Source organism: Frondihabitans peucedani (assembly GCF_039537585.1).
Lineage (GTDB): Bacteria > Actinomycetota > Actinomycetes > Actinomycetales > Microbacteriaceae > Frondihabitans > Frondihabitans peucedani.
Map to the genome: position 1 here is coordinate 1094094 of NZ_BAABAU010000001.1, position 21191 is coordinate 1115284.

General features: G+C 71.0%; 17 protein-coding genes. 5 read left to right on the plus strand and 12 right to left on the minus strand.

What is annotated here, in order from left to right:
• Positions 1-113: 113 nt before the first annotated feature.
• The 7 genes from ABD733_RS05050 to ABD733_RS05080 all read right to left on the minus strand — a co-directional run bounded on the left by ABD733_RS05050 (position 114) and on the right by ABD733_RS05080 (position 7747).
• Positions 114-1466: an LCP family protein gene (locus tag ABD733_RS05050; protein WP_344793932.1), complete on the minus strand. Its 1353-nt coding sequence runs from the start codon at positions 1464-1466 to the stop codon at positions 114-116.
• Entirely contained in the window at positions 1463-1930 is a 468-nt protein-coding gene (gene purE / locus ABD733_RS05055; RefSeq protein ID WP_344796009.1) for a 5-(carboxyamino)imidazole ribonucleotide mutase, read from the minus strand. Before purE ends, ABD733_RS05050 begins: the two co-directional genes overlap by 4 nt.
• A gap of 154 nt (positions 1931-2084) precedes the next feature.
• Positions 2085-3218 (minus strand): 5-(carboxyamino)imidazole ribonucleotide synthase, encoded by a 1134-nt coding sequence (locus ABD733_RS05060; RefSeq protein WP_344793933.1) that lies wholly within the window; start codon positions 3216-3218, stop codon positions 2085-2087.
• Between the two features lie 80 nt (positions 3219-3298).
• On the minus strand, positions 3299-4609 hold the full coding sequence (locus tag ABD733_RS05065; protein WP_344793934.1) for a UDP-glucose dehydrogenase family protein: 1311 nt from the start codon (positions 4607-4609) through the stop codon (positions 3299-3301).
• A gap of 31 nt (positions 4610-4640) precedes the next feature.
• Positions 4641-5207, minus strand: coding sequence for a PH domain-containing protein (locus tag ABD733_RS05070; RefSeq protein WP_344793935.1), 567 nt, complete (start codon positions 5205-5207; stop codon positions 4641-4643).
• 3 nt (positions 5208-5210) lie between these two features.
• Complete coding sequence (locus ABD733_RS05075; RefSeq protein ID WP_344793936.1) at positions 5211-6017, minus strand: biotin--[acetyl-CoA-carboxylase] ligase; 807 nt, start codon at positions 6015-6017, stop codon at positions 5211-5213.
• Entirely contained in the window at positions 6014-7747 is a 1734-nt protein-coding gene (locus tag ABD733_RS05080) for a hypothetical protein (RefSeq protein ID WP_344793937.1), read from the minus strand. Before ABD733_RS05080 ends, ABD733_RS05075 begins: the two co-directional genes overlap by 4 nt.
• Positions 7748-7773: 26 nt before the next feature.
• Here ABD733_RS05080 and ABD733_RS05085 point away from each other — a divergent pair, with 26 nt between their 5' ends.
• Entirely contained in the window at positions 7774-9381 is a 1608-nt protein-coding gene (locus ABD733_RS05085; RefSeq protein WP_425552859.1) for an acyl-CoA carboxylase subunit beta, read from the plus strand.
• Positions 9378-9653: an acyl-CoA carboxylase epsilon subunit gene (locus ABD733_RS05090; RefSeq protein WP_344793939.1), complete on the plus strand. Its 276-nt coding sequence runs from the start codon at positions 9378-9380 to the stop codon at positions 9651-9653. Before ABD733_RS05085 ends, ABD733_RS05090 begins: the two co-directional genes overlap by 4 nt.
• Positions 9654-10213: 560 nt before the next feature.
• On the opposite strand, the gene ABD733_RS05095 is transcribed toward ABD733_RS05090, so the two are convergent.
• The 4 genes from ABD733_RS05095 to ABD733_RS05110 form a co-directional block, all read right to left on the minus strand.
• Complete coding sequence (locus ABD733_RS05095; RefSeq protein WP_344793940.1) at positions 10214-11320, minus strand: hypothetical protein; 1107 nt, start codon at positions 11318-11320, stop codon at positions 10214-10216.
• Positions 11317-12474 (minus strand): sensor histidine kinase, encoded by a 1158-nt coding sequence (locus ABD733_RS05100; protein ID WP_344793941.1) that lies wholly within the window; start codon positions 12472-12474, stop codon positions 11317-11319. Before ABD733_RS05100 ends, ABD733_RS05095 begins: the two co-directional genes overlap by 4 nt.
• 97 nt (positions 12475-12571) lie before the next feature.
• Positions 12572-13213 (minus strand): response regulator, encoded by a 642-nt coding sequence (locus ABD733_RS05105; RefSeq protein WP_344796011.1) that lies wholly within the window; start codon positions 13211-13213, stop codon positions 12572-12574.
• Positions 13214-13422: 209 nt separating this feature from the next.
• The gene (locus tag ABD733_RS05110; protein WP_344793942.1) at positions 13423-14664 is read right to left on the minus strand and encodes a class I SAM-dependent RNA methyltransferase; all 1242 of its coding nucleotides are present in this window, start codon (positions 14662-14664) and stop codon (positions 13423-13425) included.
• A 48-nt stretch (positions 14665-14712) separates the two neighbouring features.
• On the opposite strand from ABD733_RS05110, the gene ABD733_RS05115 reads away from it, so the two are divergent.
• Positions 14713-15384, plus strand: a complete 672-nt coding sequence (locus ABD733_RS05115; RefSeq protein WP_344793943.1) for a Maf family protein — start codon at positions 14713-14715, stop codon at positions 15382-15384.
• 102 nt (positions 15385-15486) lie between these two features.
• Positions 15487-17253, plus strand: coding sequence for an acetyl/propionyl/methylcrotonyl-CoA carboxylase subunit alpha (locus ABD733_RS05120; RefSeq protein ID WP_344793944.1), 1767 nt, complete (start codon positions 15487-15489; stop codon positions 17251-17253).
• 200 nt (positions 17254-17453) lie between these two features.
• On the opposite strand, the gene ABD733_RS05125 is transcribed toward ABD733_RS05120, so the two are convergent.
• Positions 17454-18344 (minus strand): type IV toxin-antitoxin system AbiEi family antitoxin domain-containing protein, encoded by an 891-nt coding sequence (locus ABD733_RS05125; RefSeq protein WP_344793945.1) that lies wholly within the window; start codon positions 18342-18344, stop codon positions 17454-17456.
• A 267-nt stretch (positions 18345-18611) separates the two neighbouring features.
• Between ABD733_RS05125 and ABD733_RS05130 the strand changes: the two genes are divergently transcribed.
• Positions 18612-21122 carry an Rv1352/Rv1906c domain-containing protein gene (locus ABD733_RS05130; RefSeq protein WP_344793946.1) on the plus strand — a complete coding sequence of 837 codons (2511 nt, stop codon included), beginning with the start codon at positions 18612-18614 and terminating at the stop codon, positions 21120-21122.
• Positions 21123-21191: the final 69 nt, after the last annotated feature.

Consider the following 21191-nt stretch of genomic DNA (forward strand, 5'->3'; position numbering starts at 1 on the left):
AAAACGAGAATCTCCGTCCATATGTACACACGGGCCCCGAAGAGCGCGGATCTCCGTCGATATGTACGGACGCACGCACGCACACGCACACGCACGTCAGCCCCGCAGCACCCCTACTTCGCAGCAGCCGCAGCCGACGTCGCGGTCGCCTTCTTCACGGCGGCACGGATCGCGGCGAAGTCCGGGTGCACGTTGTCGTACGTCGGCGGCACGATCTCGAGGTCGGTGATCTTCTGCGACTTGGCCTTCACGGCGAGCGACACGAACTCCGAGAGGGTGCCCTGGGGGATGTCGGTCTTCACGACCTGCGTCCCGGCGTTCGCCACGGCCTGGAACTTCGACAGCACCTTCGCCGGCGTGAACTGCGCGAGGACGGCCTGCTCGACGGTCCGCTGACGCGCCATCCGGTGGTAGTCGTCGGTGCCGTGCCTGGCCCGGGCGAACCAGAGCGCGTGGTAGCCGTCGAGGTGCTGGACGCCGGGCTCGATCCACCCGTCGACGTTGATCGGCTGGCCGTTCGCGTCCATCCCGCCGTTGATCGGGATCCGGTAGGGCACGTCGACGGTGATGCCGCCGAGCGCGTCGATCAGGTCGACGAAGCCGCCCATGTCGATCAGCGCGTAGTACTGGATGGTCAGGCCGGTGACGCCCTCGATGGCGTCGCGCTCGGCCTCGATGCCCGCGTTCGAGCCTTCGCTCTTGGCGCGGGGATAGAGCGACTCGTGCGCCTCGCCGTAGGTGTACAGGAAGCTCACCAGGCAGTCGTCGCCGCAGGTGTACCCGTCGGGGTAGGGGCCGTAGAGCGGCGAGCCCTTGCGGAACGGCGCGTTGTAGAGGTTGCGCGGGATGCCGATGATCGTCGTCTGCCCGGTCTCGGCGTCGATCGACGCGACCGAGATGCTGTCGGGGCGGAGTCCGGTGCGGTCGGCTCCGGCGTCGCCGCCGAGCAGGAGGACGTTGTACCGTCCGTCGACGGGCGCGGCGACGTCCTTCTTCGACGAGAACAGGGTGTCGAGCAGGCCGTGCTGGACGCTCGACAGGTACGAGCCGTAGGCGGCGGTGCCGGCCGTTCCGACCAGGACCACGACGGCGAGACCGGCGACGAGACCCCGGGCGAGAGGCGCCAGGCTCACGAAGCGCACGAGGCGGAGCGTGTCGACGGTGAGGACGAGCCACAGGATCGCGTAGAACGCCAGGAAGACCTGCACGACGGTCAGCGCCACCGTGTTCGTCGCGATGTCGAAGAGCACCGAGTGGGCGACGACGACCGACACGATCGACACGACGAGGAGCGCCCAGAAGACGAGCGTCGAGGCGAGTCCGAACCGGCCGAGGCGACGGTTGCCCGCCAAGACCTGCGCTGACCCGGGCACCAGGAAGTTCAGCACCACCAGCCACCAGGCCCGCCGCGTCATCACGGCCATCGACCGGACATCGGGGTTCCGGACGGGCGTGACCGCGGTCACAGCGCTCGTTTCAGGGCGGCGTTCTTCTCCTCGACGAGGTCGGCGAGGCTGGCCGCGTACTCGGCGAGGCGGTCGGCGATCGCAGGATCGGCGGACCCCAGGATGCGTGCGGCCAGCAGGCCCGCGTTGGCCGCCCCGCCGATCGACACCGTCGCCACCGGGATGCCCGCGGGCATCTGGACGATCGACAGCAGCGAGTCGAGGCCGTCGAGCTTGGCGAGGGCGACGGGCACGCCGATCACGGGGAGGGTGGTCACGGAGGCGAGCATCCCGGGCAGGTGGGCCGCGCCTCCTGCGCCCGCGATGATCACGCGGACGCCTCGGCCGGCGGCCTCACGGCCGAACGCGATCATCTTGTCGGGGGTCCGGTGCGCGGAGACGACCTCGACCTCGAACGGGATGTCGAACTCGGCGAGGATGTCGGAGGCCGACTTCATGGTCGCCCAGTCGGAGTCGCTGCCCATGACGAGGGCGACGAGGGGCGACGGGGTCGAGGAGGACGACGCGGCAGACGACGGGGCGGTCGTCGGGGCAGACGACGAGGGGGCAGAGGTCACGGGAGCACCGGCGGGCACGGCGGATTCTTCGGGTTCGGGCAGCACGCAGTCAGGGTAGCTTCTAGCCCGCGAAGAACTCGGCAGCGGCGCGCGCCTGGAACACGACGTCGTCGAGGTCGTCGCCGGTCACCGTGACGTGCCCCACCTTGCGCCCGGGGCGCGGGTCTTTGCCGTAGTCGTGGATCTTCGCGCCGGGCTGGTCGGCCATCACGGCGGGCAGCCGGTCGGCCATGGTGCCGGTGGCGGGGCCGCCGAGCACGTTGACCATGACGCTCCAGGCGTCGTGCGTCCCGGTGTCGCCGAGCGGCAGGTCGAGGACGGCCCGGAGGTGCTGCTCGAACTGGCTGGTCGTCGATCCGTCGATCGACCAGTGCCCGGTGTTGTGCGGGCGCATCGCCAGCTCGTTGATCAGCACGCGGTCGTCGGTCGTCTCGAACAGCTCGACGGCGAGCACGCCGGTCACGCCGAGCTCCTCGGCGACGGTGCGGGCGATGGCCTCGGCCATGTCGGCGATCCTGCCCGCGGATCCGGGCGCGGGGGCGATGACCTCGGCGCAGACGCCGTCGCGCTGGATCGACTCGACGACCGGCCAGGCGACGATCTCGCCGCTCGGGCGCCGGGCCACCGACTGGGCCAGCTCGCGGCGGAACTCCACGAGCTCCTCGGCGAGCAGCGCGTCGCCGGTCGGGCCGGGAAGGGCGGCGAACCAGTCGTCGACCTCGGAGGAGGAGGTGACGACCCGGACCCCGTGGCCGTCGTAGCCGCCGCGCGCCGTCTTCACGACGACGCGGCCGCCGTGCTCGGCGAGGAAGACGTCGAGGTCGCTCGGCGTCTCGATCCGGGCCCAGTCGGGCACCGGCAGGCCGAGGGCCGAGAGGCGCTCGCGCATGACCAGTTTGTCTTGCGCCACGAAGAGGGCCTCGGGCGCAGGATGCACCGACACCCCGGCCTCGACGAGCGCACGCAGCACTCCCTGCGGCACGTGCTCGTGGTCGAAGGTCACCACATCGACGTCGCGGGCGAACGCCAGGACCGTCTCGGCGTCGTGGTAGTCGCCCACCTCGGTGGCCGCGAGGCGGGCCGACGACCCCTCGGTCTCGGCCAGCACGCGGATCTCGAGGCCGAGCCCGACCGCGGGAGGGACCATCATCCGGGCCAGCTGCCCGCCACCGATCACGCCGACCGTGAGTGCCATGTTCGTGCCCTTCGTCGCTTTGCGGGGTGCGGACGGCGACGCGCTGTCACCGGCCGCGCAGGATGCTCGTGGCCGGGTCGTCAGGGACGGCCGAGACCGCGGACCTCGAAGCCGGCGGCGCGCCAGGCTCCGACATCGAGGCAGTTGCGCCCGTCGACGACCTTCTTGCCGGCGACGAGGACTCCGACCCTCTCGGGGTCGAGCTCGCGGAACTCGGTCCACTCGGTCAGGACGAGAACGGCGTCGGCGCCGCGGACGGCGTCTTCGGCGTTGTCGGCCGTGGTGAGCTCGGGGAAGCTGCGCTTCGCCGTGCCGTTGGCCTCGGGATCGAAGGCCGTGACCTCGGCCCCGGCCTCGAGCAGCTTCTTCACGACGTCGAGAGCGGGCGAGTCGCGGACGTCGTCGGAGTTCGGCTTGAAGGCGAGGCCGAGGACCCCGACCCTCCGGCCGGCGAGGTCGCCGAGCAGCTCGCGGGTCAGCGTGACGACGCGCTCCCGGCGGCGCAGGTTGATGGCGTCGACCTCGCCGAGGAACGACAGGGTGTCGGTCAGGCCGAGCTCGTCGCCGCGGGCGCGGAACGCGCGGATGTCTTTGGGGAGGCAGCCGCCGCCGAAGCCGAGGCCGGCGTTCAAGAACTTCCGGCCGATTCGGGCGTCGTGGCCGATCGCGTCGGCGAGCTGGGTGACGTCGGCACCGGTGGCCTCGGCGACCTCGGCCATCGCGTTGATGAAGGAGATCTTGGTGGCGAGGAACGCGTTGGCGCTCACCTTGACGAGCTCGGCGGTCGCGTAGTCGGTGACGAGCCGCGGCATGCCGGTCGCCAGGGCGGTGGCGTAGACCTCGTCGAGCACGGCGGTGGCCGCCTCGCCGGCGTCGCCCGAGGGCACGCCGTACACGAAGCGGTCGGGGCTGAGGGTGTCTTGCACGGCGAAGCCCTCGCGGAGGAACTCGGGGTTCCAGGCCAGTGTCGCGCCGGATCCTGCGCCCTCCACGAGCTCCGCGAGCCGCGCCGCGGTGCCGACCGGCACCGTCGACTTGCCGACCACGAGGTCGCCCGTCGAGAGGAACGGCAGGAGCCCGTCGACGGCCGCGTCGACGTAGGTCAGGTCGGCGCTGTAGCTGCCCTTGGTCTGGGGCGTGCCGACGGCGACGAAGTGGACGGTCGCGTCACACGCCTCGGACATGTCGGTCGTGAAGCGCAGGCGACCCGACTCGACGGCGCGGCCGAGGACCTCGCCGAAGCCGGGCTCGAAGAACGGCGGCCGCCCTGCCTGCAGCTCGTCGACCTTATGCTGATCGACGTCGATGCCGACGACGTCGTGGCCGAGCTCGGCCATGCAGGCGGCGTGAACCGCTCCCAGATACCCACAACCGATGACAGAGATTCGCACGAGACGACCCTAACGGAACTTCGAACGGGCCCTAGTTCCCGTTCCACAGGGTCGAGCCCTCGGGCGGCGACGACTGCTCCTGCTGCCGCAGCCTGGCCACGGCGCTGATGTTCTCCTCCATGAGGTCGTGCAGGGTCGACTGCACGAGGTCGGCGCTCGGGACGTCCCAGAGCACGACGGGCCGGTCGAGACCGGTGTTGATGAGCACGTCGCCGGAGCCGAAGAGCGACTGCACGCCGTTCTTCCGGACGGTGAGGTCGTAGCCCCGCGTGTGCATGAGCTCCTGCCTCGTCCGCACGAAGAGCCCCCGCCGGATGATGATCCTGCGCGTGGTGATCGTGTAGTGCCGGCCGAGCCACGCCAGCAGCGGGACGACCCAGAGCAGCAGGATCAGGACGACGGCGCCGAGCAGGACGGCCTGGTTCTGCCACGCCTCCGGGAGCCGGCCGTTGAACCAGCCGCCGAGCCCCGAAATCGCGACGAGCGCGACCGACGGCCAGAAGAGGACGCGCGCGTGCGGTCGCAGGCGCGCGATGACCTCCTCCGGGGCGGGCTGCGCAGGATCGGAGTACCCCGCGCCGCGGTCAGCGGTCGTCATCCGTCATTCATACCTCAGGTGCGTCACGTCTCCGGCAGCGACGGCGATCTCGTCCGGAAGGTCATCCGCGAGGACGAGGAGGCGGCCCGCGGCGTCGAGACCGGTCGCCGTCCCGAAGCGGTCCGTGCCATCGGGGAGCTCGACGCGGACGCGCCTGCCGATCGTGTCGCAGACGGCCGCGACCGTGTCGCGGATCCCGGAGGTGTCGCCTCCGGAGCGGGCGAGCCGCTCGACGAGGGCGCGGAGGTTCTCGAGGTAGGCGGCGAAGACCCGGTCGCCGAGCTGCTCGGCCGATCCTGCTGCGCCCTCGAGCGCGAGCGAGGTCGACGTCGGAGTCGGCAGGTCGGCCTCGGCGATGGTCAGGTCGATGCCCGAGCCGACGACGACCGCGTCGGGACGGCCGTCGACGGTGACGAGGTCGGCCAGGAGGCCGGAGACCTTTCGTCCGGCGACGAGCACGTCGTTCGGCCACTTGAGCGTGACCTCGCGGTCGGGCAGCACATCCGCGACGGCCGCGCGGAGCGCCGCGCCGGCGATGAGCGGGTACCAGCCCCACGACTCGACGGGCAGCGGTGCTCCCGACTCGGTGCGGGTGCGGAGCAGGACGCTCGCGGCCAGCATCTGACCGGCCGGCGCCTCCCAGACGCGGTCGAGCCGCCCTCTCCCCGCGGTCTGCGCGAGGGACGCGATCACCGCGAAGTCGGACCGCTCGGGTGCCGCGGCGACGAGGTCGGCGTTCGTCGATCCCGTGGTCTCGCGGAGGTCGAATTCCTCGGCCTGCGCCCGGGAGAGGGGGAAGGAGCCGCTCACCAGCCGAACCCCCGCCGAGCTGCCTGCTCGGCCGCCGACCGGTCCACCTGCTCCGTGAGCACGGAAGAGGCAGGCAGGCCCCGGTAGTCGCGGATGTCGTAGCCGTCGCAGTGCACGATGCCGCGCGGCGTCCCGAGATTCGTCACGTCGTCTCCCCAGTAGTCGAGGTGGCCGCCCGCGTCGGTGCGCGTGGCCACGATCACGTAACCTACCCGGGCGTCCCGATAGGGAGCCAGATCGACCAGCCACGGGTACACCGTGAAGTCGCTGTTGACCTGCAGCAGCCGGACGCTCGGCCCGCCGTACGCGGCCAGGCGGCGCCCGGTCCAGAACTGCGCGACGCCCGTGACGTGCTTGCCGCGCGTCCACGCCGTGAGGCAGGCGGCCCCCGAGGCGGACGCGGAGGCGACCGCGTCGCCCGCGCGAGCCACTGCCGCGGTGGCCGGCACCGCTGCGCCCGCGACGACCAGGAGGACGGCGAGGGGCGCGGCGACGGCGATCCTGCGCCTGTCTCGGGCGCGAGCAGGCCTGGGGGCGGGTCGGGGCGTCACCGCGAGCGCGGCCACGACGAGCGCGAGGGGCGTGAACAGCAGCGGCAGGGCGTAGCGGGTCGAGATGCTCCCCGTCACGAGGAGCGCGAGGGGCAGCAGGATCGCGGTCGCCCCGGCCACCAGCGCGACGAGCGCCATCGGTCCCGACGAGCGCCTCGCGACGACGGCCGCCGCGACGACCACCGAGCCGACGAGCAGCGCCGCTCCGACCAGGGCCTCGACGACTCCCCCGGGCGTCTCCACCAGCGCCCGGAGCGACTCGCGGGCGAACGAGAGGGTCAGGTCTTCGCGGCCCCAGCGGAAGTACTCGTCCTTCTCGGCGATGATGAACCGCCCGCTGAATGGCTGCCTGGCGGCATAGCCCGCCGCCGAGCCCGCCACCAGCGCCAGGGCGGTGGCTGCCGGGCGCCACCACGGGTCGCGGATCCTCGTCCGCCACCGCACGAGCGACAGCACGAGGAGCGCCGCCACGACCGGGCCCGTGACCCAGAGCACGAAGAGCGGGTTCGACAGGGTCGAGACGGCGGCGACGATGCCGATGGTCAGGGCGGGCAGCAGGATCCTGCGCCCTCGTCCGTCGAGCGGCCCGGCCAGGTGCACCACCAGTCCGAGCGTCGCGACGAGGGCCATCACCGTGCCCGAGTAGTAGGTCGTGGTCAGGAACAGCGACGCGATCTCGAGCGTGTTCCCGCCGGGGCGCGTCTCGAGGAGGCAGAGGGCGACGAGCACGGCGACGCCGAGGAGTGCCGCCAGGATCGGGCGCCTCGGGTCGGTCGCGCCTGCCGCGGCGCCCTCCTGACCCGGCGCGGCGAGACTCCTGGTCGCCAGCACCCGCCCGGCCAGGAACCGCAGCAGCGCGTACAGCGCCACGACGTTCACGACGCCGTTGAGCAGCAGGGCCGCGGCCACGGAGATCGTGACGGCGGCCGACGTGAGGTAGAGCGGCAGCTCGGGGAACACGAACAGCACCGGCGACATGCCCCACTCGAACGCCTCGCCCCGCTCGAACGAGCGCTGCATCAGAGGCAGGAGCACCGAGTCGCCGTCGTCGAGGAGCAGGCTCCGCTTCGCACCGGCCAGCGCGTGCGCCAGGGCCACGACGGCTGCGGCAGCAGACAGCAGGATCCCCGCGGTCTCCCACCCGACACGGGGCAGGCGGGGCGCACGGCGGGTGGACACGGGTCGACGCTACCGTCCTGGGTAGAGTGGTCGCCGTGACTGACGACCCCACCCAGCCCGTGCCCGCGACGACGGCGAGCAAGATCGCCGATCTGAAGGAGCGCTATCACGAAGCCGTGACCGCTCCGGGAGAAGCCGCTCTCGCCAAGCAGCACGCGAAGGGCAAGAAGACTGCGAGGGAGCGCATCGACCAGCTCCTCGACGCGGGGTCGTTCGTCGAGATCGACGAGTTCGTGCGCCACCGCACCGTCGGCTTCGGCATGGAGAAGAAGCGGCCCTACGGCGACTCCGTGGTCACCGGCACAGGCACCATCGGCGGGCGCCAGGTCGCCGTGTACTCCCAGGACTTCACGACCTTCGGCGGCTCCCTCGGCGAGGTCGCCGGCGAGAAGATCGTCAAGATCATGGAGCTCGCCCTCCGCACCGGCGTGCCGATCATCGGCATCCTCGACTCCGGCGGGGCGCGGATCCAGGAGGGCGTCGTCGCCCTCGGCAAGTACGGCGAGATCTTCAAGCTCAACACCGCCTCGTCGGGCGTCATCCCGCAGATCTCGATCATCATGGGCCCGGCGGCCGGCGGCGCCGTCTACTCCCCCGCCCTCACCGACTTCGTCATCATGGTCGACAAGACCAGCCAGATGTTCGTCACCGGCCCCGACGTCATCAAGACCGTCACGGGCGAGGACGTCGGCTTCGAAGACCTCGGCGGCGCGCTGACCCACAACAAGATCTCCGGCGTCTCGCACTACCTCGCCGCCGACGAGGACGACGCCCTCGACTATGTCGCGACGCTCCTCGGGTTCCTGCCCGACAACAACCTCACCGACGCGCCCGTCTTCGACGTCGCCCCCGAGATGGAGACGACCGACGCCGACCGGCAGCTCAACGTGCTGATCCCCGACTCCCCGAACCAGCCGTACGACATGCTCACCGTCATCGAGCACATCGTCGACGACGGCGACTTCCTCGAGGTCCAGCCGCTCTTCGCGCCCAACGTCGTCATCGGCCTCGGCCGTGTCGAGGGCCGCTCGGTCGGCATCATCGCCAACCAGCCGAACGTCATGGCGGGCACGCTCAACATCGACGCCGGTGAGAAGGCCGCGCGGTTCGTGCGCTTCTGCGACGCGTTCTCCATCCCGATCCTGACGCTCGTCGACACCCCCGGATTCCTGCCCGGCACCGACCAGGAGTGGACCGGCATCATCCGCCGCGGCGCCAAGCTCCTCTACGCCTACGCCGAGGCCACCGTGCCGCTCGTGACCGTCATCACCCGCAAGGCGTACGGCGGGGCCTACATCGTCATGGGCTCCAAGCAGCTCGGCGCCGACATCAACCTCGCGTGGCCGACCGCCGAGATCGCCGTCATGGGCGGCCAGGGCGCGGTCAACATCCTGTACCGCTCCGAGATCAAGCGCGCGACCGACGCCGGCGAAGACGTCCACGCCGTCCGCACGAAGCTCGCGAACGACTACACGTACAACGTCGCGTCGCCGTTCCTCGCGGCCGAGCGCGGGGAGCTCGACGGCATCATCGAGCCCGCCGGCACCCGCGCCGCCGTGATCAAGGCGCTGCGGGCGCTCCGCACGAAGCGCGCGTCGCAGCCGGCCAAGAAGCACGGGAACATCCCGCTGTGAGCGGCAGGCACGCGGCTCCCTCTTCTTCTGCTGAGGCTCCTGCTGCCGCTGAGGCTCCTGCGCCGCCGATGATCTCGGTGGTGTCGGGCGATCCGTCGCCCGAGGAGCTCGCCGCCGTCACCGCCGTGCTCGCCGCCCTCGAGGCCGAGCGCGCGGCGGAGGACGCCGCGCAGAAGGAGCCGCAGCCGGTCTCCGGCTGGGAGCTGAGCCGCCGTGGCCTCCGCACCCCGATCACCGTCGGCCCCGGGCAGTGGGGTCGGCACGCCGGCTGACTGGTGCAAATGGACGGAGATTCTCGGCCGGGGCGCATATGGACGGAGATTCTCGCCCGATGCCCGTCCGATCCGCCTCACTTTCGTGATTCCAGCAGGATCTCCGTCCATATGTACGCACGGTCAGGATCTCCGTCGATATGTACGGGCGTGACATCCGCCTGAGGCACCAGCACCAGCACGAGCGCCCGCAACAACCACGCACCCACAGGCGAAACGCAGAAGGGCCGGACACCCCGTCCGGCCCTTCGCGAATTCCCGAGTCGGGGCGACAACCCGAATGTCGCCCCGACTCGCCCCCGAACGAGAGAAAGACCCGCTTACCCTAGTTGGCCTTCGTTCGGTGGTGTAACTCTGAGAGAGACACCTAGCACTAGTAATACTGCTGCGGACGCCGCCTGTGCAAAAGTCGTCATTTAGGGGGACATCGGGGGGCAGTTTTGCTACCGGAGACCTTCGCGATGGCCCCCGTTGTGGGGATCCTGCCGCCTCTGATATCCGTCACGACACTCGAACGGGGGACATTCTGCAGCGGAATGCCCCTCCCGCACGCCGGCAGGTCAGGCGTCGACGGGCTCCTGGAAGACGACCGTCCGCGACCGCGGGATCTGCAGCCAGAGGCTGACCTCGTCTTCTCCGTCGTCGTCGTCCTCGTCGTCGTCGAAGCCGTCGTCGCCGGCCGTGCTCGACCCGAGGGCGCTCGACTCGAGGTCTTCCGAGCTGAGCCCGACGACCGTGACCGCGTACTCGCCTCCGGTGGCGACGGTGCGGATGATGAGGCGGTCGGCTGCGGAGTCGCGGATCGCGTCGGCGAGCTCGCGGTGCACGCGGTCGAGCTCTGCGTCTTCGAGGTCGTCGATGCCGCCCTCGTCGAGCAGGCTCACGATGGTGCCTCGGCGCCGCGCGGCCATGACCTCGCGCCGGACGTCGTCGCTGAGAAGGCGTCGGCCGCGGATCTCGTCGCGGATCGCGCCCTCGAGGTTGAGGCACTCCTGACGCTCGGCCGGCGAGAGGTCGCCTCCTGTCGCGACGATGCGCTGCAGCATCGGGCGCGCGGTGCGGCCGGTCTGCAGCAGCCGGAACTGCCGCTCGTTGACGTGCGCCTCCTGTGCGGCCTGCCAGTCGGCGGCCTCTTGCTCGGCGCGGATGAACTCGCGGGTGTCGCGGCTGGCGCGGGCGAGGGTCGCCTGGAGGGCGTGCGAGATGGCGACCCAGCTGACGCTGCCGACGACGCCGAGGCTGGCCAGCTCGGCGAAGTCGCCGCTCCAGATGATCGAGTGCACGACGAGGAAGCCGACGCCGACCCAGGCGAACCCGTGGCGGCGCCTCGTCGAGACGATGACCATCAGCGTGCCGACGGCGGCGACGTACCAGGTGGCGTACCCGTTGCCGCCCTTGGCGTGAGGGTCGAGCTGCGAGGCCACGATGAGCGGCAGGATGACGGCGACGCCGAGGGCGATGCTCGCCATCCAGACGGGCAGCGTGAGGCTCTTCGACCTCGTCGGGTAGAGCACGACCGCCGTCGCGATCCCGTAGAGCGCCATGGCCACGACGATGGGCGCAGGATGCTCGGGGACGTCGAGCGAGACGGCCGCGAGGAGCAGGTGGTACAGCGAGAACAGTGCGGCGAGCCCGATCGGGAGCCAGCGGGGCAGCTTGACGTTCATTCTTCCTCCTCCGCGACATCGGTCGGGACGATCTGCGCTCGGGGGACGGCGCGGGGCCAGGTGAGGCTGATGACGGTCCCGGAGCCGGTCTTGGTGTGGATCGACGCCTCGCCGCCCGCGTTCGCGAGCCGCTCGGTGATCGAGACCCGGACGCCGAGCCGCTCGCCGGGGACGGCCGCGGGGTTGAAGCCGGATCCGGTGTCGCCGACCTCGACGGTCACCATCTCGCGGGCCCAGTTGACGCTCACCCAGCGCGACACCTCCTCGCCGCCCGCGTGCTGGACGCTGTTGACGATCGCCTGCACGGCGGCCGAGTACAGCGCCTCGGCTGCGGCGGCGGGGATGACGTGGTCGTCGAGGCCCTTGGCGCGCACCTCGACGTTCGCGCCGAGGTTGGAGACGAGCACCTGGATCCGCTCGCGCATCGAGGTCAGACTGGTGGACGACTCGTCGAAGGGCGTGACGCTCGCCGCGGTGGTCAGGTGCGACATGGCGTTCCGAGCCATGGTCGTGGCCAGCGCCCGCTCGTCGGGGCTGAAGGCGCGCGACGCCGAGATGAACGTCGTCAGCACGCTGTCGTGGACGATCGCGTCGACCTGCACGCGCTCCAGCTCGGTGGCGTGCTCCCGGATCGCGCTCGAGTACCTGGCGACGGCCATGTTCTGCGCGGTGTCGACGGTCACGGACGCCTGCCGGAGCAGAGTGATCAGGATGAGGACGGCTCCGCCCAGGATGATCGAGTACGACCCGTCGAGCGCGGCGCGCAGCGGCTCGACCCCGCCGCCCGAGGGCGTCAGGCGGATCAGGCCGTAGATGACCGGGGCCAGCAGCAGGTAGCCCGTGGCGACCCAGAGCGAGAACGCGACGGCGGCGGCCGACGTCGCCACCGTGACGAGGTACCAGAGCCACGGCACCTGCGGCTGCACGTACGTGGGGTCTTGAACGGCGAGCGGCCACGTGATGAGCGCGACCAGGAACGAGATCGCGACGAACGCGGCGGCCGTCTCGACGCCGCGCATGATCGAGCTGGCGACGCCGACGGCGACGAAGCCGCCGAAGATCGCGATGGAGATGATCCAGCCCCAGGCGACCTGCATGCTGGACTGCTGGCCGACGGCGAACGGGACCGCCTGGAGCCCGAAGACCAGGCTCATGATGGCTAGAGCGCGCGCGAAGATCTTGTCGAGCAGCGGACCGCTGATCGGGTTGCGTGCCTGCCTCGGCCGAAGGGACGGAACGGACGAGGCTCCGTCAGCGGCCATCGCCGCCGTCCGCATCGAGTCCTGGCAGGATCCCGTCTTCGACGGCGCGGCGGAGCAGGTCGACCTTCGTCGGGGCCGGGCGGCCGACCTCGACGTACTTCACGCGGATGCGGTCGAGGTACTCGCGGGCGGTCGAGTAGCCGATGCCGAGCTGCTGGGCGGCGAGCTTGAGCGGCAGACCCGAGGCGTAGAGGTGCAGGATCTCGCGCTCCCGCCGACCCAGCTGCGCCTTCGCGAAGTCGCGGTCGGCATCGATCGCGCTCGCCCACTCGAGGTTGTTGAGCACGTCGCCGCGGGCGACCGTCGCGACGGCCGCCATGACGGTCTTCGTGGCCGACGACTTCGGGATGACGCCCGCGGCCCCGGCGGCGAGCGCCTCGCGGACGGAGGCGACGCGGTCGGCGATGCTGTGGACCAGGACGGCCGAGCCGGTCGCCTGGACGCGCTTGACGTTCTCGGTGACCGTGGAGCCGTCGCCGAGCGACAGGTCGAGGACGACGACGTCGACCTCGCGGCCGGCGAGGTTGTCGACGAACTCCTGCACGCCGGCGGCGGTCAGGATGACGTCGAAGCCCTCGTTCTGGCAGGCGGCCTGCACTCCGAGGCGGACGGACTCGTGGTCGTCGACGATGGCGACCCGGACGGAGCGCGGGGCCGGAGCGGCGGTGGCCGCCGAGGCGCCGGCGGCGGGGGCGGCGCCTGGTGAGCCGGCGCCCGTCGGCTCGGGTGCGAAGCTTGCGTCGGTCGTGGATTCTGGCACGATCATCCTTCGTTCGATGGGCGCGTCGGGTCCCTGATTCCCGGGCGTCACAGGCCAAATCCTACTTGCCTGCGAGACGCCTAACGACTCAGGCGCACCACTGTCTCGAGATGGTGCGTGTTGGGGAACAGGTCGAAGGCCCGAAGGGCTTCGACCCGGTACCCACGCTCCGCGAAGAGCGCGACGTCGCGTGCCAGAGCAACCGGATCGCAGGCGACGTAGATGATCTGAGCAGGCTCGATGGACGCTATCCGCATCACCACGTCCTTGCCAGCCCCCGAGCGGGGTGGGTCGAGGACGACCGTCGCCCGGTTGAGGCGCTCCCGCTCCCCCGCGCTGGCGGTGCTCGCGAGCTGCGAGATCCAGCGCTCGACCCGGCCGGTGACCGCGGTCGCCCCGATCCACTCCTGGAGGTTCTCGGCGGCGTGGTCGGTGGCGCGGGGGTCGCTCTCGACGCTCGTGATGCGGGTCGCCTGGCCGAAGCGGTCGCCGACGGCCGCAGCCAGCAGGCCGACGCCGCCGTAGAGGTCGAGATTCATGGCGCGCGGATCGAATCGCGCAGGATCCACGAGATCCTGCACGGCCTCCGTCAGCGTCGTCGCCGCAAGCCGGTGCACCTGCCAGAACCCGCCGTCGTCCAGCTGGAACTCGCGGTCGCCGACGCGCTCCCGCACGGTGGTCTTCGCCTGCGAGCCGATGATGAGCCGGGCTCCGCCCTCGGCCGGGGCCAGGATGTCGATCTGCTCCTCGCCCGGGAAGAGCTGCTCGAGGGGTGCCGCCTCCTCCACCGCCTCGGTCGCGAGGGGCAGGTCGTCGACCGGGACGACGGTGTGCGATCTGGCGGCGAACGGCCCCGGACGCCCCGACTCGTCGACGTGGAGCCGGATCCTGGTCCGCCAGCGGGTCCCCGAGAGGTCGTCGTCGCCGGCGAGCGCCTCGACCGAGACGCCGTCGGTGACCGAGGCATCCAGGTGGCCCATGCGCGTGAGGGCGTCGACGAGCACCTGCCGCTTGAGCTCCCGCTGGTGGGGCAGGGCGATGTGGCCGAACTCGGCTCCGCCGGCACGCTGCGCAGGATCGCGGTCGATCGACGCGGCGTCCCAGACGTGCGGTCTGCGGTGCTCGGAGGCCTCGACGACCGAGACCGTGTCGGCCCGCCAGAACGACTTCTTGCGGTCGTCGGTGATCCTCGCGACGACCCGCTCGCCGGGGATCGCGTCGGTCACGAAGACGACCCTGCCGTCGAGTCGCGCCACCGAGATCCCGCCGTGCGCGATGGTGGTGACGTCGAGTTCGACGTCCTGGCCCTGCATGTCACCCATGTCTCCAGTCTCCCGCATGGGAGGAGGGCGTCTGCCAGTCTTGAGGCCATGACCGTTCGCCTCTATCTCGCCAGCACCAGCCCGGCCCGCCTCTCGCTGCTCCGCGCTGCGGGCATCGAGCCGATCCTGATCTCGCCGGGCGTCGACGAGGACGAGGCGGTGGCGCAGGAGGAGGCGACCCTCGGCCGACCCCTCACCGCACCGGAGACGGTGGCGCTCCTGGCCCGCGCCAAGGCCGAGGCGGTCGTCGGCCAGAGCGTCCACGGTCAGCCGATCGACGGGTTCGTCCTGGGCGGCGACTCGGCCTTCGAGATCGAGGGCCAGGTGCTCGGCAAGCCCCACGAGCCGGCTGTCGCGGTCGAGCGATGGCGGCAGATGGCCCGAGCCGGTCGGGGGACGCTCTACTCGGGCCACCACCTGATCGACCACCGGGGCGGCCGCCCCCACGCGGGCCACTCGGCCACGGCGCACGCCGACCTGACATTCGCCGACGACCTCAGCGAGTCCGAGATCGAGCACTACGTCGCCTCGGGCGAGCCTCTCGAGGTCGCCGGGGCCTTCACGATCGACGGCCTCGCGGGCGCGTTCATCACCGACATCCGAGGCACGCCGAGCGCCGTCGTAGGGCTCTCGATCCCCGTCCTCCGAGCCCTGCTCCGGACTTGCTTCGACGTCGAGTGGCACGAGCTCTGGAACCGCGGCTCCTCTCTCGGCGTCTAGCCCCGCCGGGTCGCTTCTTGTCTCGGACCTCCTAGGCGGGAATCGTGTTTTTGTGCGGGGCAGCCAAAGGGCACCTGTCGCCGACCCGTAGGCTTGGGTCTCATGCCGCGTATTACCAAGGTGCTCGTCGCCAACCGTGGAGAGATCGCCGTCCGGGTCATCCGTGCCGCGCGAGACAGCTCCATCGCCTCCGTGGCGGTCTATGCCGACCAGGACAGAGACGCCCTCCACGCCCGCCTCGCCGACGAGGCGTACTCGCTCGACGGCACGACCAGTGCCGACACCTACCTGGTGATCGACAAGATCCTCTCGGTGGCCCGGCGCTCCGGTGCCGACGCCGTGCATCCGGGCTACGGCTTCCTCGCCGAGAACGCCGACTTCGCCCGAGCCGTCATCGGTGCCGGGCTCATCTGGATCGGCCCCTCCCCCGAGGCGATCGAGCAGCTCGGCGACAAGGTCTCGGCGCGGCACATCGCCGAGCGCGTCGGGGCGCCTCTCGCGCCCGGCACCCTCAACCCCGTCTCGGGCGCAGACGAGGTCCTCGAGTTCGTCGACCAGCACGGCCTCCCGGTCGCCATCAAGGCGGCCTTCGGCGGCGGCGGCCGCGGCCTGAAGGTCGCCCGCACCCGCGAGGAGGTGCCGGAGCTCTTCGACTCCGCCACCCGCGAGGCGATCGCCGCCTTCGGTCGCGGCGAGTGCTTCGTCGAGAAGTACCTCGACAAGCCCCGGCACGTCGAGACCCAGTGCCTCGCCGACCAGCACGGCAACGTCGTCGTCGTGTCGACGCGCGACTGCTCGCTCCAGCGCCGCCACCAGAAGCTCGTCGAGGAGGCGCCCGCGCCCTACCTCACCGAGCAGCAGGAGGCCGCTCTCTACACGGCGTCGAAGGCGATCCTGCGCGAGGTCGGCTACGTCGGCGCCGGCACCTGCGAGTTCCTGATCGGCCAGGACGGCACCGTGTCGTTCCTCGAGGTCAACACGCGCCTGCAGGTCGAGCACCCCGTCTCGGAAGAGGTCACCGGCATCGACCTCGTCCGCGAGCAGTTCCGCCTCGCCGAGGGCGGCGTCCTCGACTACGGCGACCCGGTCGCGCAGGGGCACTCGTTCGAGTTCCGCATCAACGGCGAGGACGCCGGCCGCAACTTCTTCCCGGCCCCCGGCCCCGTCCACGTCTTCAAGGCCCCGGGCGGCCCCGGCGTCCGCGTCGACAGCGGAGTCCAGGCCGGCGACGAGATCTCCGGTGCGTTCGACTCGCTGCTCGCGAAGCTCATCGTCACCGGGTCGTCGCGCGAGGACGCCCTCGAGCGCGCCCGTCGCGCCCTCGAGGAGTTCGAGGTCGCGGGTCTGCCGACCGTGCTGCCCTTCCACCGCGCGATCGTCGACGATCCTGCGTTCGCTCCCGCCGACGGCGCCCCCTTCTCCATCTACACGCGCTGGATCGAGACGGAGTTCGAGAACACGATCGAGCCCTGGAGCGGCGAGGCCGAGGCGCCCCGCGTCGCGCCCGAGCGCAGCACGGTCGTCGTCGAGGTCGACGGCAAGCGCATCGAGGTGACCCTCCCGGCGACCCTCGGCTCGCGAGCGGCTGCGCCCGTCGCGCCGCAGCGTCGACGGTCCGCCGGCAGCCGCACCACGGCAGCCGCCGGTGCCACGGGCAACGCCGTCACCGCGCCGATGCAGGCCACCGTCGTCAAGCTCGCCGTCGAGGAGGGACAGAAGGTCGTCAAGGGCGACCTCGTGCTCGTGCTCGAGGCCATGAAGATGGAGCAGCCCGTCGCCGCGCATCGCGACGGCACGGTCACGGGCATCGACGCGACGGTCGGCACGACCGTGTCGTCCGGGCACGTGCTCCTCTCCATCGGCGACTGACGCGCTCCTCCTCTTCTTCTGCTGTGCTCGGTCGCTCCGACGTAGAAAAAGAGGAACCCCCCGCACCAAAGGAGGAGCCTGAGCTCCCTCCGTCACAAACGGAGAAATCCGGGCTGCCCGACGCCACACACGGAGGACCTCCTCCCCGAGTCTCCTCATCCCGTGGGCAGCCGCCAGCGTGACGCAACGGCGAGCCCCGGTCACGGCACCACCACGGGTGCGTGCGCCGACACCGCGACCGCTCGCAGCACCATCGACTCGACCCACGGCCATCGGTCGCGCACCTGCAGCGCGGTGAACCGCATCGGCACGAACCCCCGGGCTCTCGCCTCGGCGTCGCGCCGCCGGTCGTCCGCGAACCGCTCCGGACTCGAGTGGAACCGGTACCCGTCGACCTCGACGAGCACCGGGGTCCCCACGATCCTGAAGTCGACGAGCCCGACCCCGTCGATGGGAACCTGCTGCGCGAGCACGAGCCCCATCGGAGCCAGCCGCTGACGGAGGATCGACTCGGGCCCCGACCCGGATCCTGCTCTCGCCAGCATCACGACCGACATCAGGCGGGGCGAGTGCTCGACCCGCGCCAGGAGGCTCGCGCGATCGACCACACCCAGGGTCAGGGCCGTGTCGAGCACCGCCACCGCCGTCTCCTCGCGGCACCAGCGGAGCGTCTGCGCCAGGCACCGGTCAAGCGACACCCGCCAGCACCAGTCGGTATCGTGCGGATCGTCCGACCAGTGCAGGGAGATCGGCGGGCCGGCAGGATCGCCAGGCGGCTCCGGGCGCTCTCCGCGGCGCGCTCTCGCCGATGACGAGTTCGCGCGCAGGCACACGGTCAGCGGCTCGTCCCAGCCGCCCCAGAGCCCGAACGTCTCGGCTGCGCTGATTCCTGCGAGTCGCCCGCCGAGCCGGAGCGCCGCGACCCCGGCCTCTGGTGCTGCCGGCAGCGCGTACACGCCCTGCCTCGCGCGGACGAGGCGTCCTGTCTCGACGAGCTCGCGGAGCACGGCGAAGGTCGCTCCGGCAGCGCGCAGCTGCCGGGACGTCGCGAATCCTCCGCCGGCCCACAGCGCCTTCTGAATCGGTCCCATGCGCCGATGCTGGCGGAAGGCGGCGACCCCGCGTCGGCATGATCGGCAGCCTGTGGAGAGTGCGGCCGTGATCCTGCGCTGGGGAGGAGTTCTCCGTAGGAGCTCTGCAGAGGTGCCCCAGAAAAGCGACGCGGAGGACCCCGTGGCGACAGAGCCCGATGGCGCTCTCGAATTGAGGTATCGTCAGCCTCTGGACGCGGTCTTCTCGCGCGTCCGTTACGGCGGCCCGAACCGCCGAGATCACACCTCCACCCGAATGGACACCGCATGCCCCGACGCACTGTCGCGCCTCCACGCTCCCGCCGCACAGCCAGAGCCCTCTCCGCCACCACCGTGATCGCCGCGCTCGTCGCCGCATCTCTCCTCGGCGCCGGCGCTGCCCAGGCCGATCCGGCGCAGGATCCGACGTCGACCTTCTCCGCCGACGCCTCCCCCAGGATCGTCGGCTCTGCCACGGCGGGGTCGTCCGTCACGCTGGTCGCCCCCGATCTGACCCCGACACCGGACACCCTCACGTACTCCTGGTCGTTGGACGGCGCGCCCCTCGGCGCAGCGTCCTCGGACGACGAGCTCGCCCTCGACTCGACGATGGTCGGACACTCCCTCGCGGGCGAGGTCACGGCATCCGCGCCGGGCTACACCGACTATGTCGCCTCGAGCGACCCGGTCGTGGTCGGCGCCGAGCCGGTCGTCGCAGGATCGGCCCTCACGCTCCCGTCCTCCGCTCAGGTCGGCGTTCCGATCGTCACGAGCGCGCCGACGTTCACTCCGTCCTCGGCGGCCGTCGCCTACCAGTGGAAGCGGGACGGTGTCGCCGTCGCCGGAGCGACGGAGCCGCAGTACACCCCTGTCGCGGCCGACGTCGGCACCACCCTGTCGGTGGTGGTCGAGGCGACCGCTCCGGGACACCTCCCGTTCTCGAGCACCTCGACTCTCGGCAGCCCGGTCGCCCCCGGCTTCCTCGCTCCTCCGACCTCGGTGGAGGTCAGCGGAGACCCCCGAGTCGGGTCGCCGCTCCAGGCCACGGCGTCCACCACGCCCGGATCGTCCCTCACCTGGGCGTGGTCGAGCGACGGCGCCGTCATCAGCGGCGCCGTGCGATCCACGTACACGCCCACTTCGAGCGACCGCGGGACCACGCTGCGCGCCCGAGCCGTCGCCACCCGATCCGGGTACGCGGCCTCGAGCGCCACGGAGTCCTCGCCGACCGGCACTGTCGTCGAGGACGTCGCCCCTCCGACTCCCACCATCAGCGGCACGCCGCGCGTCGGCCAGACTCTGAAGGCCCTTCCCGGTCTGCCGTCGCCGGGAGCATCGTTCTCCTACGTCTGGCTCCGCGGCGGGTCGCAGGTGCTCACCGAGACCGACGACACCTACCAGCTGACCGCTGCCGACGCCGGTTACCGGCTCTCGGTGAACGTCACCGCCGACGGTCCCGACTACCTTCCGAAGACCGTCCGCTCCTCCGCCACCGCTCCTGTGACGGGCAGCATGCGCACGACGACCGCTCCCCGAGTCACCGGAACAACCGTTGTCGGCTCGACGCTGACCGTGCATGCCGGCACCTACGCCCCCTCGCCGACGGCGATGTCGTACCAGTGGCTCCGCGACGGCGTGTCGATCAGCAAGGCGACGAGCGCGACCTATCGGCTGACCTCGTCCGACGTCGGCGCCACCGTCTCCGTCCGCGTCTCGGCGACGCGGGCGTACTACGACAAGAACAGCGTCATCGTCTCCGCGGCCAGCCGGGTGAGAGGTGTCTTCACCACCCACGCTGCTGTCATCACGGGCACCCGTCAGGTGGGGAAGACCTTCTCCGCCTCCTTCCCGACGTGGAGCCCCGCCCCGTCCGCCAAGAGCTACCAGTGGTACCGGAACGGCTCGGCCGTCCCCGGCGCGAAGTCGGCCAGGTACACCCTCTCCGGGGCTGACGCCGGCAAGAGCATCAGCGTCACGATCACGGGAGCCCGCGCCGGCTACATCACGGCGAGCAGGTCCACGCAGGACCCCGGGACCATCGCCAAGGCGGCCGCACCCCGAGCCACGAAGGCCCCGCACCTCTCCGGAACTGCGCGGAACGGCAGCACACTCACGGTGACCAACGGATCGTGGAACGTCTCCGGGCTGACGCCGCATTACACGTGGTACCGCTCGGGCGCGCAGATCGCCAAGGCCGCTTCTCAGACGCTCAAGCTCTCCGGTTCGGACGTCGGAAAGTCGATCACGGCTCGAGTGACCGTCACGAAGACCGGCTATGCAAATGGTTCAGCCGCGTCGAACGCGACTGGCAAGGTCGGAGCCGCGACGCCGTCCTTCAGGGGAAACGGCGTCTTCAAGGTCGGAAGCGACATCCCCGTGGGGACGTTCTACTCGACCGGAGGCAGCTCGTGCTACTGGGCGCGTCTCAGTTCGTCCAGCACCTCGAGCTACGTCGACAACGACTTCGGCGACGGTCAGCGGATCATGACCGTCGAGAAGTCGGACAAGTACGTCGAGCTGCGAGACTGCGGCACCTGGTATCGGATCGGCCTCGCAGGACCAGCGAAGACCACGATCCCGTCATCGGGGACGTTCAAGGTCAACCAGCAGATCGTGCCGGGCGAATACCGCGCTCACTACGGCGACTCCTGCTACTGGGCGCGTCTTTCCGGGGGCTCTACGAGCGACATCATCGACAACGACTTCGAATCAGGCTCGGGCTATGCCTACGCGACCATCGAGTCGTCCGACTTCTCCTTCGAGACGAGCGGCTGCGGCACCTGGACGAAGGTCGGCTAGCCGACCAGCCGCGCCGCCGAGGGCGCAGGATCCCGGCCCGAGCCGAGCCGCGGATCCTGCGCGCGCTGG